14 protein-coding genes are annotated in these 16,398 nt (G+C 39.0%); 9 read left to right on the top strand and 5 right to left on the bottom strand.

Features of this window, described 5'->3' with window-relative positions:
- Positions 1-80: 80 nt before the first annotated feature.
- Positions 81-761 (bottom strand): class I SAM-dependent methyltransferase, encoded by a 681-nt coding sequence (locus CH362_RS12810; protein ID WP_100710738.1) that lies wholly within the window; start codon positions 759-761, stop codon positions 81-83.
- The gene (locus CH362_RS12805; RefSeq protein ID WP_100710737.1) at positions 758-2,089 is read right to left on the bottom strand and encodes a hypothetical protein; all 1,332 of its coding nucleotides are present in this window, start codon (positions 2,087-2,089) and stop codon (positions 758-760) included. Before CH362_RS12805 ends, CH362_RS12810 begins: the two co-directional genes overlap by 4 nt.
- Positions 2,090-2,197: 108 nt before the next feature.
- Between CH362_RS12805 and CH362_RS12800 the strand changes: the two genes are divergently transcribed.
- From CH362_RS12800 to CH362_RS12780, 5 genes are all read left to right on the top strand, one after another.
- Complete coding sequence (locus CH362_RS12800) at positions 2,198-4,213, top strand: protein meaA (protein WP_100710736.1); 2,016 nt, start codon at positions 2,198-2,200, stop codon at positions 4,211-4,213.
- A 3-nt stretch (positions 4,214-4,216) separates the two neighbouring features.
- Complete coding sequence (locus tag CH362_RS12795; RefSeq protein ID WP_100710735.1) at positions 4,217-5,170, top strand: P-loop NTPase family protein; 954 nt, start codon at positions 4,217-4,219, stop codon at positions 5,168-5,170.
- Positions 5,171-5,216: 46 nt separating this feature from the next.
- On the top strand, positions 5,217-6,806 hold the full coding sequence (locus CH362_RS12790; protein WP_100710734.1) for an LA_3751/LA_3752 family putative glycosyltransferase: 1,590 nt from the start codon (positions 5,217-5,219) through the stop codon (positions 6,804-6,806).
- A gap of 42 nt (positions 6,807-6,848) precedes the next feature.
- Positions 6,849-8,078 carry an ankyrin repeat domain-containing protein gene (locus CH362_RS12785; protein WP_100710733.1) on the top strand — a complete coding sequence of 410 codons (1,230 nt, stop codon included), beginning with the start codon at positions 6,849-6,851 and terminating at the stop codon, positions 8,076-8,078.
- A gap of 255 nt (positions 8,079-8,333) precedes the next feature.
- Complete coding sequence (locus CH362_RS12780; protein WP_100710732.1) at positions 8,334-9,140, top strand: acyl-CoA desaturase; 807 nt, start codon at positions 8,334-8,336, stop codon at positions 9,138-9,140.
- Between the two features lie 52 nt (positions 9,141-9,192).
- Here the strand turns inward: CH362_RS12780 and CH362_RS12775 are convergent, their stop codons facing one another.
- On the bottom strand, positions 9,193-9,672 hold the full coding sequence (locus CH362_RS12775) for a hypothetical protein (RefSeq protein ID WP_100710731.1): 480 nt from the start codon (positions 9,670-9,672) through the stop codon (positions 9,193-9,195).
- Between the two features lie 228 nt (positions 9,673-9,900).
- On the opposite strand from CH362_RS12775, the gene CH362_RS12770 reads away from it, so the two are divergent.
- The 3 genes from CH362_RS12770 to CH362_RS12760 are packed head-to-tail and all read left to right on the top strand — an operon-like array spanning position 9,901 to position 13,572.
- On the top strand, positions 9,901-12,282 hold the full coding sequence (locus CH362_RS12770; RefSeq protein ID WP_100710730.1) for a SpoIIE family protein phosphatase: 2,382 nt from the start codon (positions 9,901-9,903) through the stop codon (positions 12,280-12,282).
- A gap of 47 nt (positions 12,283-12,329) precedes the next feature.
- A complete protein-coding gene (locus CH362_RS12765; protein ID WP_100710729.1) occupies positions 12,330-13,232 on the top strand; it encodes a diacylglycerol kinase catalytic domain-containing protein in 903 nt (300 codons plus the stop codon).
- Positions 13,225-13,572: an STAS domain-containing protein gene (locus tag CH362_RS12760; RefSeq protein WP_100710728.1), complete on the top strand. Its 348-nt coding sequence runs from the start codon at positions 13,225-13,227 to the stop codon at positions 13,570-13,572. The genes CH362_RS12765 and CH362_RS12760 overlap by 8 nt, the downstream gene beginning before the upstream one ends.
- On the opposite strand, the gene CH362_RS12755 is transcribed toward CH362_RS12760, so the two are convergent.
- Positions 13,569-15,239: a PhoX family protein gene (locus CH362_RS12755; RefSeq protein ID WP_100710727.1), complete on the bottom strand. Its 1,671-nt coding sequence runs from the start codon at positions 15,237-15,239 to the stop codon at positions 13,569-13,571. The genes CH362_RS12760 and CH362_RS12755 overlap by 4 nt on opposite strands.
- Before the next feature lie 109 nt (positions 15,240-15,348).
- Here CH362_RS12755 and CH362_RS12750 point away from each other — a divergent pair, with 109 nt between their 5' ends.
- A complete protein-coding gene (locus CH362_RS12750) occupies positions 15,349-15,843 on the top strand; it encodes a hypothetical protein (protein ID WP_100710726.1) in 495 nt (164 codons plus the stop codon).
- Here the strand turns inward: CH362_RS12750 and CH362_RS12745 are convergent.
- On the bottom strand, positions 15,824-16,345 hold the full coding sequence (locus CH362_RS12745) for a hypothetical protein (RefSeq protein ID WP_100710725.1): 522 nt from the start codon (positions 16,343-16,345) through the stop codon (positions 15,824-15,826). The two genes, CH362_RS12750 and CH362_RS12745, sit on opposite strands and share 20 nt — an antisense overlap.
- Between the last annotated feature and the right edge of the window lie 53 nt (positions 16,346-16,398).

The following is a 16,398-nucleotide window of genomic DNA, read 5'->3' as shown; positions in this document are numbered from 1 at the left end:
GCGACATATAACCCAGTTTTTTGTTCCGTAAGTAACGCTCGCCTTTCCACTTCGGCTACCTATGTATTAACTAGATAGCTTTAGTCATCCACGAACAGCTCGTCGCAAAACGGGCTGTCTTTCGTGATCCTACTTTCCAAAAGATTGAATGCAACTCTTCTGAAATAAGGGTTAATTAGTTTTTCGTAATACTTTTTGGATCTTTGGTGGGCATAAGGATCCGTAAAATAGATTTCCTTCTTCATTCTTGTGTAATCGTTCTTGGTAGGGACCGTAAAATAGAGATAATTCGTGATCTTATGAAGTTTTTCGAAAACCTTAGGAAGATGTTTATCTTCTATATACTGAACCACTGAGTTACAAATACCAAGAGTGAACGGGGGAAGATGAATATGTTTTAATTCAAGATCCTGTATTGTGGAATGTAAAAAAGAAAGATTATAAGAACGGATCCATTTTTGTTTCGCAATGGCATCTATCATGTCTTCAGAAGGATCTACTGCAAATACGCGATTTGGTTGGAATATTTTTACAAATTCTTTTAAAAGTAGAGCTTTCCCAAAACCAAAGTCTGCAATACTTCTTGGATGGATCTGCATCAGATCAAAAACAGACTTTATGTATTTTGCATGTTCCTTTGCGTTGAAAGAAGCGTCTACATCCTTCCCGCTTCCGTAAATTTCATCCCAGTAGGAAGTTTCGAATGGTAGACCGTTAGCTCCGTAAGCGATATAATCGGAGTCTTGCGGTTTTTTACTCATACATCAGGAGCCTTGGAAGAAGAAAGCCAAGATATAAAGAATGCTTTCAGATCATCATAACCTTTTTGATCGGAAAGTTCAGACTTAGCTTCGATAGATCTGGCCTTTAGAGTTTTTAAACTAGGATCAGTTTGTATTCTTTTCCATAAGAATCCGTTGATCAGCACTCTTTCCCCAGATAAAAATAGATATGGAGTATTTTTTGCTTTCACTTCTCTTTGTAAAAGTTTTCTGTCTACAGCCCAAACTTCTGATAAAAGAATATAATCTTTTTCTCTTATTTCGGGATAAGAAGTGAAATGAGTCTTTTGTTTAGAAACAAAATATAAATAAGCAGAAGTTTCAGGAGAAACATAGATCCTCTCATCCTGATCTACGATCAACCTTCCTTTTAAAGAAGTTATATCTTTAGCAAGAGAGTTTAACTTTATCTTATCTACGCCCAAAATAGGACGGATCGTAAAATATCCGGAAACCGCAATCAGTGCGAAGATCCCGATCGAAGCAGGAAGGGAATTTAATTCCTTTTCAGAACGAAGTAAAAAATTGCCTACAAACAAGATCAGAATGAAAGAACCGAAACCTAAAAGGTATTTCCAAACGGCCCCGCCCATATATCCAAAAGAATGGGCTCCATAAAAATTAAGATTTCCTAATAAAATAATTCCCAGAACAAGAACGGAAAGATATCCGAACAAGAAAAGTTTAGGAAGGTTTCTTCTTTTGAAAAATACTGATTGTTGCTTCTTTTTCTCTCTTATTCCTACTGTTCCAGCCTTGATCACAAAAATTGTAAATCCGATCAGGAAAAAAGTGAAATGAGAGAAAAACCCAAGGACAGTGCAGGAGACTAAGATCAGAAGATCCACCACTGTTTCCATTCGGAAGGAAAGAAATAATACGAGCAGAAACGAAAAGCTAACTAATTCTCCCAACATATTTAAAGGGACTAAATAGGAGAATGGATTGATCGCAGCTAAATAACAGAACAGATAATGATTCAGCTTCCAGCTCTCTCTTTCCATGATATATGCACAAAGATGGATCCCCAAACTTAAAGCAAACGCCGCAAAAGAGAGATAAGCAGGTATATAATTTAAACCAAAAACGGATTTCCAAAAGGATAAAAGCAAAAAGGGAAGAGGTTCGGTGAAGGAGAAAAATTTTCCGTCTTCTGAAAGAGAACGTAATTCTGCCAATGTTCGGAAACTTTCTCCATTGGCAGGGTCACCATGCCAAGAATAGAGAAGGGTCAGAAGACCGGTGAGAAACAGCGTCGAGAGTGAAATGAGCGCGGGGTTTGCTTTTCTGTTTCTTTCCAAGTCCATGCGGCAGATTTCTTCTCCTACGTATTTCGGAGCTACGTTAAAAATTTAGGTGAAATTATACCAACACATTTTGAACTAAACTTAGAGGCATATTCCGAGGGCAAGAAGATGGAAAAAAAAGACCATATCCTTTACGATAAGACCGGAAATCCTAGCAAAGAGCCGGCTTGGATTTTCAGAACTTACGCGGGTCATACAAACGCAAAGGAGTCCAACGAACTCTTTAGAAAAAACCTGGCAAAGGGTCAAACAGGCCTTTCCATCGCCTTTGATCTTCCCACACAATGCGGTTATAGCTCAGATCACGCGATCGCTAGGCCGGAAATCGGAAAAGTAGGAGTTCCAATCAACACGTTGGAGGACTTCCGAATCCTCTTCGATCAAATCCCGATCGAAGAAATGAATACTTCCATGACCATTAATGGAACCTCTATGTGGCTTCTTTCTCTGTATGTGGCGTTAGCCGAAGAAAGAGGAGAAGACGTTTCCAAACTCCAGGGAACCACCCAAAACGACATAATCAAAGAATATCTGGCTCGTGGGACTTACATTTTCCCTCCTGAACATTCCATCAGAATCATCGTGGATATGTATGAATATTGTTTGAAAAGAATTCCGAAATGGAACCCATCCAATATTTGTTCTTACCATTTACAAGAAGCAGGAGCAACTCCAGTCCAAGAGTTGGCGTTCGCACTCGCAACAGGAATGGCCATCCTTGACGCAGTGAAAGAAAGAAACTGTTTCACTCACGAAGAATTTGAGCAGTGTGTTGGTAGGATCTCCTTCTTCGTAAACGCTGGTATTCGATTCATCGAAGAAATGTGCAAAATGCGTGCCTTCTCCGATATGTGGGAAGAGATCACTAAAGGAATTTATGAGGTAAAAAGTGAGAAGTACCGCCGTTTCCGTTACGGAGTACAGGTAAACTCACTCGGGTTAACAGAAGAACAACCTGAAAACAACGCTTGGAGAATTTTGATCGAAGCTTTAGGAGTTACCTTAAGTAGAGATGCAAGATGTAGAGCACTCCAACTTCCAGCTTGGAACGAAGCACTTTCACTTCCTCGCCCTTGGGACCAACAATGGTCACTTCGTTTACAACAAGTACTTGCTTATGAAACAGACTTACTTGAATATCCGGACCTATTCGAAGGTTCCAGAGTTGTAGAAAGTAAAGTAAAAGATCTGATCGAGAACGCTAATAAAGAGATCCAAAAGATAAAAGAAATGGGCGGAGCTATCAAGGCGATCGAGAACGGTTATATGAAAGCCCAACTCGTAAAATCCCAAGCAGAAAGACTCGCTAAGATCAATAACGACGAACTTATCATCGTAGGAAAAAACAAATGGAAAGAAGGGATCCCTTCCCCTCTTACAAATGATCCTGACGGAGGGATTTTTAAAGTAGATCCTAAATCCGCAGAACAAACCTTAAAAGTACTCTCCGATGTAAAATCAAGAAGAGATGCGAAGAAGGTCGCAGAAACTTTAGCAAGATTAGAAGACGACGCTAAAAACGGAAAGAACCTAATGTTCGCTTCCGTAGAATGTGCAAAGGCTCTTGTGACTACAGGGGAATGGGCAGATACACTCAGAAAAATATTCGGAGAATATCGTCCATCCACTGGAGTAGAAGGACAAAAACTCAATTTGGAATCTGACAAAGTATCTAATGTCAGAGCCAAAGTAGAGAAGTTCCAAAAAGCAACAGGCGCAAGACCTAAAATTGTAGTAGGTAAACCTGGGTTAGACGGCCATTCAAATGGTGCAGAAATGATCGCAGTATCTGCAAAACATGCAGGATTCGACGTGATCTACTCCGGGATCAGACTCACCCCAGAAGAAATCGTACAATCCGCAGTCGAAGAAAACGCAAATGTGATCGGAGTATCCATACTTTCCGGTTCTCACGTAGAACTTGCAGAGCAAATATTCGCAGAATTAAAACATTATAAAGCGGATATCCCTGTGGTCTTCGGAGGAATTATACCTCAACCTGATTTCGAAAAACTACATTCTATCGGAGTGAAGGCAATCTTTACTCCAAAAGATTATGATCTTATGGATGTAATGGATCGTATCATTGACATCGTATCCGCGAAGATCCCAGCTTCCGTTTAAGGCATGACCGTACGGTTTGCAGAAAAGGAACTCAAAGAACTGATCCAAGAAGCTTCCCAAGGGGAAAAATATCCTCTTGCGAAGCTGATCAGCGAATTAGAAAGACCGGATTCATTCGAATTTCGTAAAGTTCTATTCAAAGAATTAGAAAACTCTGGCTTCAACGGAGATAATTCTGTTACCATCGGATTTACAGGAACTCCCGGAGCTGGAAAATCCTCTCTTTTAGGTGAGATCTCCACCAACTTCTTACAAACGATCCCAGACAAAAAAATGGCAGTAGTTGCCATAGATCCTTCCAGTCATATTAGCGGAGGATCTTTACTAGGTGATAGAACTAGGCTTTCTTTACCAGTAAGAGAGAAGAGGATCTTTTTCAGATCCCAGCCCAGCCAATTAGAACTGGGAGGTTTAAATCCTTATACCTACCATGTGATACGACTCCTGCGCTGCTTTTTCGATTTTATATTCGTGGAAACAGTAGGGATCGGTCAAAACGAGATAGAAGTTTCTAAATTGGCAGATTTTTCCTTTTTAGTCATGGTTCCTTTGGGCGGAGACCAGGTCCAATTTATGAAAAGTGGGATCATGGAAGTCCCTGACGCATTCATATTAAACAAATGTGATGAAGAAAATCTTGCAAGAGCAAGCTATCACACTCTCTCCACTACTCTCGAGTTTTTGAGAGATATTGTCCCTGGAGGAAGTATACCTCCTATTTTCCTAACCAGTGTAAAAACTAAAAAAGGGATCCAAGAACTATTAGATTTTGTTTTGAAAAGCAAGCCTCATACTAAAAGATCTGTGGAAACCAAGGTCCAGATCGAAAAATGGATCAAAACTGAGTATGGAAATTTTGGACTTTCTTTCTCTGAAAAATTAGGAACTATTACCCAAAAAAATTACGAAGAATGGGAAAGTTTTTTCAACTCCGAAATCCGCAAAAGATTATTATAAATTATAGATACTTAGATCTTTAAGTATTTTCAAAAAGGCGAAGGTGATGAGATCCATATTTAAAAAAAGAAATCTTCTAGGATTTTTATCCTTACTTATTCTTTGCATCGTGCTCATCAAAACATCAAAACCGGAAGTATCTCTTACTTACGATTCCAGAACAAAATCTATTCAAACTCATGCATTGATCCATTCTCATTTTAAATCGGAAGCACTTCCCTACCCTGCAAGATCTATTGATCCAAAAGAAGAATTCCTTCCAATGCCTGCAAATAATTATACTAAATTGGGAGAATCTACCATTTCGGTTTTCCCGATTTTACTCGCTGCACTCGCCACTCCTTTTTATTATTTAGGAGGAAATCAAGGACTACCTTACTTCAATTTATTTGGAGTATTTATATTTCTTTGGATCTTGAGAAAATCCTGGAAGGCATCTAACTCTTTTATCGCCATAGCATTTTTCGGATCTTATCTACCCATCCTAATGATGGAATTTGCTGAACATACATTGTTTGTAGCGATTTTACTAGCAAGCCTTACATTCTTATACAAAAGGAACGGGCTTTATGCGGGAATTTTTGCAGGGTTATCTATTTGGTTCCGACATGAAGGGATCGTATTTGCAGGATGTATCTTAGCAGCTTCATGGATTAGCGAAAAATTTCCTCCATTTAACAAAAAGATAAAATTAGAAAAGTCTCAAACTCTCAGATTCGGAATCGGATTTGCACTTATACTTCTAGTTTTTGTTCTATTTAATTATCTTCGTTATTCTTCTTTTTTAGGTCCAAGATTCCAAGCAAATTATGGAGAAACTGGAGTTGACTTTGCAAGTAAGATCCAATGGGCACTCGGTTTCTTATTTTTGAATAAGATAGATGAAACTGTTCGGATCGGATTTTTCACTTATATGCCATTCGCCCTGATAGGTTTAGGCATTCTTCTTTTTAATATCCGCAAAATTTCTGTGAGAAGAAAAACAATCGTTCTAGGTGCAGTATTCTTTCTTTTTATAATTCCATTCTTAGCGCCAAACTACGGATTTTGGGAATGGGGACCTAGATATTTAAGTGCGGGAATTCCCCCAGTTACATTAGTTCTGCTTTGGTTTTGGAATTATTTTGCGAGAAAGAATAATAGGCTCTTCCAGAAGTCTGGATTTGGAGTTCTGATTGCAATTCCTTTGATCATGACATTTATTGGACTGAGCTTTTTGAATCAGTCCAGAAAACAACTTCTGAAAACATATGCTTTATTTCATGAGTTAAAGGCTGACACACTCGTATTCCATGATTTTTCTGTAATGTACTTTATAGGAAATGATTACTTATCTAAGAATATTCTATGCGTTCCTAAAGAAGGTTCTATTTCCGGATTATTAGAAATTATATCTCAAAAAGAAAAAGGGCAAAGGATCGCGCTTATCCAGATCAAAGAAGAATTGATCACTCCAGAAAAATTAGAAAAAACCAGAAAAAGTCCTGTTTTTGATATTATGCTTAAAACGGAACCATGGCAGAGCAAAAACATTTCTTCTAAAATTTCTGAACATTATTCAAATGTACAAAGAATAGAATCTCCTTTTTTCGATATTTGGGTGGGAGATCCCAATACAACTTCGAAATTAAAATAAATTATTGATTGATAAAGGCGGATTTTTTTGTCCAATCATTGGATGAAATTTCCGTCCGGTTTACTCTTCTTAACTTCCTTACTCTTATTTTCTTTCAGTTCCGTCTTTTCAGAAGAAATCAAATTCGTTCATCCTACGAATGCAGTAGGCGGCACATTCTCTGGGATCAAAAAAAGAGCAGAACTCCCCTCCCCTACTGTTTCAGGCGCAGGTTTAAAGGCAGTAGCGATCGTTGGTGAAGTAGATGGAAATGAAGGCCCAAAGACAAGAGAATACGTAAATAATATCAAAGGCCTTGTAAAAGTTCTAAAAGACAGAGGAGTTTCTGTCAGTGAATTTTATCCTCCGAATAATCCTTGGTCAGGAATCAAAGAAGCATCACAAAATGCGAATATAGTTCTTTATGCAGGTCATGGTGTCGGAACCAATTTAGATCAACCACCTTATGACCAAAGATCAGTAGGCGGATTTTATCTGGGAAAAGAATTTGTTTCTAACGAACAAATTTCTTCCGGACTAAAACCTGCACCTGGAGCAATTGTCCTATTTTTAGGCGCTTGTTTTACTGCGGGGAATATGGCTTACGATATGGGTGTGATCCGGGACGAAGAGACTAAAAAGAGGATCTCCATGTATTCTTCTCCTTTTTTAGAGACTGGATTCAAAGGTTATTATGCTACGTGGGCACCTTGGACAGCCCAAACAATTCTAGCATTACTATTTACTAATAAAAACTATGGAGATGTTTATTTTAGCCAAACAAGTCCTCAAGAAGTAACTAAAATTTCTCATCCTCTTTCTTCGGGATCTTCTTTATATTATCATACCAAACCTCCTGCATCTAAACCTGTTTATGATTATGCATTTGCTGGAGATCCTTCTAATGTTTTGAGATTTGAGAATTCAAACACAGATACTGAAACTAAAATTTCGGAAGAAGAAAAACTGAAACAAAATCGTATCCTTATCGCAAGCCTATATGATAAGAACGAAAACAAATCCTTGGAATCTCTTGAAAAAGGTGCAGATCCTAATGCAGATTATTTAGGCTGGAAACCGATCCATCTTGCGATCGTATTCGATCTTCCGAATGTAGTGAAAGAACTCGTTCGCAAAAAAGCTTCTATCAATGTTCAGGCAGAAGGTTATACTCCTTTGTCTATGGCACTTGCTTATGAGCGTAAAGAGATCGCCGAGTTTTTGGAAAAAGAAGGTGGAACCAGAAGCCGGGCCGCATTTAAGAAACCGAATATTCCAAGTTTAAAAAAGTAGAAGGATCTTATTTATAAATAAGATTTGCGCTCGCGACAGGGATACGTAGGGCTTTAGTCCGGCTCGCCGGACGAGCGCGAATGCGCGAGCCCGTAGTAGCCCGGTCCGAAGGAGTCGCCCAAAACCTGTCATTTTTGCGGGGGAAACCTTCTAATGAGACCATAATCGCCATTATTTACCAAATTCCCTCTCACATTTTTTGCAACCTACCCTCCCAAATTGGCTCGTATCATTTAGAAAAAAAGGGAGCCCTTCATGGCAATCATTCTAAGTTTTTTTGCGGCACACTGGATTTTAGCCGCTTTCGTCCAATCGTTTTACTTACATCGTTATTCTGCGCACCAGATGTTCAAACTGAACCGTTTCTGGGAAAAGTTCTTCTATTTCTTTACTTTTATTGTGCAAGGTTCTTCCTTCCTGAATCCGAGAGCGTATGCAATTCTTCACAGAAGACACCACGCTTACAGCGATACAGAAAAAGATCCACATTCTCCTGTAGCATCTAAGGGATTTCTCGATATGATGTGGACCACCGCAGTCGTTTACGAAAACATTTTGGATCGTAAAGAAGAAGTGGAGAAGGATTTCAGAGGAAATTATCCTGAAATCCCTTGGTTCGATCGTTTTGCTGATTCTTGGTATATTCGTTTGTTCTTCGGAACTGGTTATACTCTTTTCTATATGGCATTTGTTCCTGCAGACGCAGTTTGGTTATATGCTTTATTACCAATCCATTATCTAATGGGACCAACTCACGGTGCGGTTGTAAACTGGTGTGGACATATGTATGGTTACCGCAACCATGCAAAAAATCCTGATAATTCTAAAAACACTCTTCCTGTGGATTTCTTGATCATGGGAGAATTATACCAAAACAACCACCACGCTCACCCGAACTCTCCAAACTTCGCGTTCCGTTGGTTCGAGTTGGATCTTACTTACCAAGTGATGAAGGTACTACATTTTATGGGGATCATCACTATCCAAAGAGCAGTGTGGACAGAAAAAGGAAGAAAAGAACTTTCTGGTACTGCACCTTCTCCTTTAGCTGATGTAGCTTAAGATTTTTCTAACTTAGTGAGTTTTAAAGCCGCTTGGGAACAGGCGGCTTTTTTTATTCTTCTCGGATCCTATCCAAGTCTCCTCTCATCTCTTTGTCGTATTCTTCCATTAAGAGAGGGTAAAATTCTGAGCTTAGTTCTATTTTTCCGTTTAATACCAATTGGAATAATGCGCGGACCAATTCTTCTTTTTCGAATCCAGTACAGATCCATTCCAGAAGTTCCAATGCCAGGTCCAGTCTAGCTTCTACTGAGATGGTTTTGCGGAAGATGTCCAAAACTTCTTTTTCTTTTCCTGCTTCCAGGAAACTTCTGAGTTCAACCGGCATACTTTGTAATAGAAGTTGCTTTTTTGCGTTCGGGGTAAAAAGAAATTCAGGCTGACCGGCGGGCAGATGAGATAAGATCGCCTTATTTATATCTTCTTTAGAATGTCCTAATTTGACTAGGGTCCGACCGAGGACCTCGCCTAATACGAAGTCTTCCAAAGGGTGAAACGGAAATCCCTGTTTTTTAGGTTCCTGATCTTCCATCTTGTTAGGGTCCAAAACAGTTAGTCTGCGGTCAAGCAGAGTGGACGCCCAACTAACTGCTCATTAGGCGGAACATTTTTGTAACCTGAATTTCACGAAACCTTAGTACGAATGGGATCTTCTCAGTGTAAGTTTTGGGTCTCTTCTTTAAAGAAGAGAAAAGGCTAAAAATACAAAGCACAAAGCGCGCCTTCCCAATCTAGGGAGATTCCATTTCCGGAACAATTTATGAGTTTTAGACAAAAAATTTTTCTCATTCTGGGAGCAAGTCAGCTTCTATTAGTACTTATTCTTGCGATCACATTCATTCAAATGATCGACCAAGTTAAAAATGAACCTCAAGACAAAAGAGCATTAGACCGCTCCCTGGAGTTCAGAAAGGAACTCAAACATAAGGAAGAAGTCATCCGACTTCTTCTCAAAGAAATAGAAAGAAACCAAAAGACTCTTTCTATTTTAGAGAATGGCTTGGGGAACAGAGGTATACTCCAAGGTAACCTGGAATATATAAAAGGGATCATGACACAATACGGTCTCTCTATCTTTGAGATCCATGATAAGACTGGACATGTGTTTTTTAGATTCCATAGACCGGCAGATTATGGAGACGATAAGTCAGGGCAGAAGATTGTACAAGAAGCTTTACAAGGCAGGATTGCTTCTACCTTAGAGATCGGCCATAGTGGTCTTGGTCTTAGAGTCACTGCTCCTCTTAAGAACGGTGGGATCATGATGGTCGGCCAGGTGGTGGATGATAAGTTTATCCAAACTATCACAGGTTCAGAAGACGTTCATCTTGCTATTTATGAAAAAGAAAAACTTATCTCTTTCTCAGATGTGACTATTTCTAAATATTTAGGAGATAGAAAACCAAAGGATCTTGCAGGCATTTCTAGATTCACTTTAGAGGGAAGACATTATTATCTCACTCAAGTTCCTTATGAAAACCAAGGATTAAGTAATCTTAAACTCGATTTTGTTCTTTTGATTGATGAAACTGAACTTTACGAATCTACTCGAAATCTTTGGCTCTATTGTGGACTGATCGCTCTTGCAGTATTCGGCGGGATCCTATTCGCATCTTATAGATTTTCCAGAGATATTATAGACGCAGTTAAGGCTCTTAACTTCGCGATGCAAAACCCTAACGAGGACGAATCCAAAATTGTGGACTTAAATCGTTCTGATGAATTGGGAGAAATGGCAGAAGTATTTATCGAAATGAAGAAGGATCTTTTAGACCACCAAATGTTCTTGGAAAAGAAGGTGGAAGAAAAGACCAAAGAATTACAGGAAACTTTGGATGATCTTCGAGTTTTGAAAGAAAAACAAGATGGGGATTATTATCTGACTTCCCTACTTCTTCGTCCACTTGCTACTACTAAATACGAAAGTTCTAATACTAAGATCAGCGGTATCTTAAGACAAAAGAAAACCTTCGTATTCAGAAAGAGAGAAGCTGATATTGGTGGAGACTTAGTTTCTATCAGCGAGATCACATTATATGGTAAAAAATACCTGAGCATCATGAATTCTGATGCAATGGGTAAATCCATCCAAGGCGCAGGCGGTGCACTTGTAATGGGAACCGTATTCAAAGCAATCGTAACAAGGACCCAACTTTCCAGAAGTAACCAAAAGAAAACTCCTGAAAAATGGCTGAAAGACTGTTATACAGAATTACAAAATGTATTCGTTACATTCGACGGAACAATGCTTGTTTCTGCCCTTCTCTGTCTTCTGGATGAAGAAACAGGAGCATTATATTCTATTAATGCAGAACATCCTAATATGGTGTTATATAGGGATGCGAAAGCTGGCTTCTTGGATTCTGATTTCCCTATCCGCAAACTTGGTTTTTCCGAAAACACAACAGAACCTTTAGTAAGAGTAGATAAACTGGAAGCAGGAGACAAAATTTTCTTAGGATCTGACGGAAGAGATGATATCCTTCTTTATGATCCAAATTCGCCTGAGCCTGTGATGAATGAGGATGAGTTCTTATTCTTAAGATTTGTAGAACTTTCAGGTGGCAATCTAGAAGATCTAGAAAGATTGATCAGCGCCGCCGGAGAAATTTCGGACGATCTAAGTCTTTTAAGCATAGGTTATAAAGAAGCAGAAGTTCCTTCTTCTCGCACAAAAGCAATTTCGGAAGAATATAACAGACTACTTCAGATCGGTATCAAAGAATATAAAAAAGGAAATACCGAAAAGACCAAGAAAGTTTTTGCACAAGCATTGGAGATAGATGATTCTGATCCTGCTCTTTATAAACAAATGGCGAGAATCTGCATCAATGCAAAAGAATTTGAAGAAGGTGCAAAATATACAGAGGCTTATCTTTCTAAGATCCCATTCGACAACGAGTATATCTTCTATCTTTCTTATTGCCTTAGAAAGACCAAGGATTACTGGAAGTCTTTGGAATTTGCAGAAAAACTCAGATCCAGAGAGCCTGAAAATATTAGAAACCTAAAACATTTGGTGGCTCTATACAGACTTACCGGAAATCGAATGAAGTTCAGGGCAACTATGTCTATTCTAAAATTGATCCTGGCGGACTCGGATCCTAAGGCAAATAATTCTTCGGAACCCGCATTGGTTTGATTTTTTTCGTTTTCTGGGAGACCTAGATCCGTCCAAATTGGTAATCCATGTCGACGGAAAAGCGAAAAAAGATCGAATCTGTTCTGGTAGTTATCAAAAGAACAAAGTATGAATTAGATCTGGAGAGCTATGGCTCTCTGGATGAATTCAAAAGAGTTGCAGAGATCCAAAACGATTCCTTCTCTAGGATCTACAATTCCCATCTCAGACAATTACAAAGCAGAGAAGAATTAAAACGTACATTCCCGAATGGAAACTTCATCTTCCGAGAAGAATTAGAAAATATAGATATAGCTATCTATGATCTGGTGATTGCGTTAGGTGGAGATAATCATTTCACTTACGTTGCACATCATGCCTTGGACAATTTAGTTCTGGGATGTAATTCCGATCCTGAAACTTCTGTAGGTGCCCTTCTATCCTTTCATACCTCCGATATTTCAAATGCAGTTTCTAAAAATTGGGAAAATATAAGAATAGAAGAATGGCCCAGGATCAATGTTAGGATCGAATACCCGAATGGAAAAGCGATTGAAACATTCCAAGGTATTAGCGAAATTTCTATCCGCAATAATAGCCCTGATTTAACGAGCCGATTCTTAATATCTCATGAACAAGTCTCAGAAGAACAGAAATGTTCAGGCCTTCTGGTATATACCGGAGCGGGTTCTACTGGTTGGGTTATGTCTTGCGAAAATAAAGACGTAAGCTTTGACAAGCAGGAGCCCTATTTCAAAGTGTACTGTAGAGAGTTACGTAAGAAGGAAAGTTTCCAGTACAAACTGGATCACTTCACGGTTCGCAACTCTTTCCGTCTAATATCAGAAATGCGCGGGGGGATCTCCATCGATTCCTTGGCGGAACGTATTTATGATTTCCCTCCCGGGGCCAAAGCGGACTTTTCCGTTTCTCCGGAAAGATTGCGGGTAGTGGTGCAAAAACATGGATAGTTTAAAAATTCTAGAACAGGATGCTGGTACAGAGATCAGAGTATATTTGGTTTCTGGCAGGCTAGACGAATCCACCTTCCCTTTATTTAAAGAAAAAGTATTGGATGTAAGTCATGCAAACAATACTGTTCTGAATTTATCCGATCTTAAATATGTTTCCAGTTCTGGCATCCGCGCAATCTTCGAATTAAAGAACAGACTTACTGGAGAAGGTAAAAAACTTCTTCTTACAGAAGCCGGAGAGAAGGTCATTCAGATCTTTAATCTATTGGGTCTTTGGAAACCTTTCGCTCATTTTGAGAAAGAAGAAGACGCAATCGCTGCTTGTCTTAAAAACTAAGCCCTTCTAATCGCAACCACTCCCGGTCGAGGAATGTCTCCCTTCGTTCTAGCGGGCCAGCGGCTTGTAGGAACATCATAATCCTTGGTATCTTCTCCTGGATGCTGCACTGATAAGAATAAAAACTCTTCGTCAGGTGTAAACCATGGGCCTGTAAGTTCCGCACCTATCGGAGCAGAAGCAAATTGGAAAGCTTTTCCTGCATCTTCTCCGCTTGTAGGAATAAAGAACATACCGTTATTTCCGAATTTTTTGAAGATGGATTTTCCTAAAAGTCTGGTGGTCATGTCGGTAACCATCCAAAGATTTCCGGAAGAATCAAAAGCCAAATTATCAGGAGAAGAAAATCCACTCTTCCCTCCCCCGGCAACAAACACTTCGAATTCAAAACGAACCGATTCAGCGTCTGAGTTTTCTTCTTTGATACGAACTATTTGTCCGTAAAAATTTCCATGAGAATCATTATTGGTAAAAGATACAAAAACAGATTTATCTAATGGATGGACTTCCAGATCTTCTGGTCTATCCATTGGAGTTCCACCAGCAGTTTTTGCAGCATCTCTACATGAAACCAAGACATCTGCTTGGGTTTTAAATTTAAGTTTTCCTTCTTTATCTTTTGCATTTTTTAGATTTGGATTTTTTTCCAGATCTAAAGGGACCCACACACATTTTTCAAAATTACCTACGTATAAGGTTCCTTCTTCTAAAAGTTCTGAGTTTAATTTTCCTTTTTTAGGATCGTAATTTTTTTCGGAGACAAATTTATAAACGCATTGGTCCTTGGAATCATCTCCCATATACACAACTAACTTTCCGGATGGAGAAACAGTTAATGCAGCATTCTCATGAGAGAATCTCCCGAGTGCAGTATGTTTTACTGGGGTAGAGGAAGGATCAAAAGGATCTATTTCTATGACCCAACCGTACTCTTTTGGATCTTCCAGTTTACAATCTTCGACAACCATTTCGTAGTTCTCTTCGCAAGAGAGAACAGTATTCCATAATGTTTGCCCTCCGGAACAATTTGCAAATGTTCCATACACTTTTGTTTTACCCGAGATTGTTTCAGAGCCTGCCACAGGCCCTTTTAGTTGGAATTCCGACCTTCCATTTATTCTTCTTCCATATTTAGATTCAGGATCTAATACCCAAGTCCCCTTGGATTTGTGTAGTCCAATGATAGATCCGCCTAATGAGTACAGATATTTTTCGATCTGTTCAGGAGTTCTATTATTCGGACCCTTTTGGTTATAATCATAACCGGTTACATAATATTCTAATTCATTTAAGTATTCGTGATTTGTCCAAAGAAGTGCAGAGTTTGGATCATTCGGAAATTGGAAGAAGCAGTTAAAATCTGCAGCGTAACCGAAAGTATCTCCCTTAGTGTTGATCTTATCTCCATAGACTGCGATCAGATCGTATGTAAAGCCGGCCGCTAAGATCAGATCGTCTTGTGTATTAGGTCTTAGAGGTTTAAAATTACTCCCTGGAATTTTAGAAGAGATCTCCTTTTTTGTTTTTGGAGAAGAAGTATGTGAAGAATGTACTTTTTTAGAAGGACTATTTGTAGGCTCTGAAAACAGATCCAAGGTGCGGGCCGCAGTCAAAGCAAGCATTCCCTTTCCCATATATTTTAAAAAATCGGATCTAGATACCTTCATAACCTAAGAATACTGCACCTGACTCTTTGGACCATTCGTTTTTTCTTCCTACAGAAAAAGGAAACTTGGTTGTAATAATCTCTATCAAAAAAGATGATAAAGCCTGAGAATGAAAACGAACTCTACCCCATTCTATAAGATCCTTTTTATCATGGGCTGGATTTCTCTTGCGTTCTTTCTTCCTCTCTCCGTCGCAGTTTATTGGGAAAACCAAAGTTTAGAATCGATCTACAAAAACTTATCTCTTCCGGGAAACAAAGAATTCGGAGTTCTGGTGGAGAATACAAAACTCAATAAGTTAGGTAGAACTGTAAATGTGTACACCTACTTAGTACCGGACGAACAAGGCAAAAAACACGAGGTCACTGAAGAAGTAGACCAAACTACAAACAGAAGAATGAGAGTGGGAGATACAGTTCAGGTCCGCACTTTAGTTTGGAATAGTTTTGGAAAAACAAAGATCCTAGGCAGGATTGTTGGAAACACTGCCCCACCGCCCGGTTTCGGCTTTATGCAGGAATTTTTGTTATTTGGGATCTTATTCTCTTTAGGACTGGTATTAGTCAGTCTTTACTTCAGGACATTTAAGGCTGAGGTAGAGTAGAGTTATAATTACTATCTCTTTTGAAGATCAATTGAACTTGAAACGGAGTTTGGATATATCTTGAAGGGTTCATTTCATAAGAAATAAAACAATAGTATTTCTCATACACGATCACGTACATATATTCCCTAAAACGTATAAACCCCATTTGTTTGCGTATACCGCGCATCCAAATAGAATCCTCAAACACCCTTTCATAACGCACCGAACTCGAATTGACCTTTTTCAATTCTTCCGGGCTCATCTTTTCCGGATCGATCTTTCTTAGTTCGAATTTTAGAGAACGAATCAAATTATATTCTAATTTCTCTTTTTCGATGATATCTGTGTTTGGTAGAGTTTTGAAATAATATTCGTAATATTCCTTGTCCAAGGACTTTAGATCGCTATGAACTTCTCCGTCTGTTTCGACAGGTTTCCCTTTCCCCGCATCTTGCGAATACAAATCGCCAAAAGACGATAAAACAGAAATAATTAAAATCGGGAAAATCGGTGTCCGCATACCGGTACCATTAAAGATATCGGTACGATCCCCAATTTCCCCCCTTTTTTTTC

It is taken from the genome of Leptospira saintgironsiae, assembly GCF_002811765.1.
Classification (GTDB): Bacteria; Spirochaetota; Leptospiria; order Leptospirales; family Leptospiraceae; genus Leptospira_B; species Leptospira_B saintgironsiae.
The sequence above is the reverse complement of the archived record's forward strand: the minus strand, read 5'-3'. Positions and strand labels throughout refer to the sequence as shown.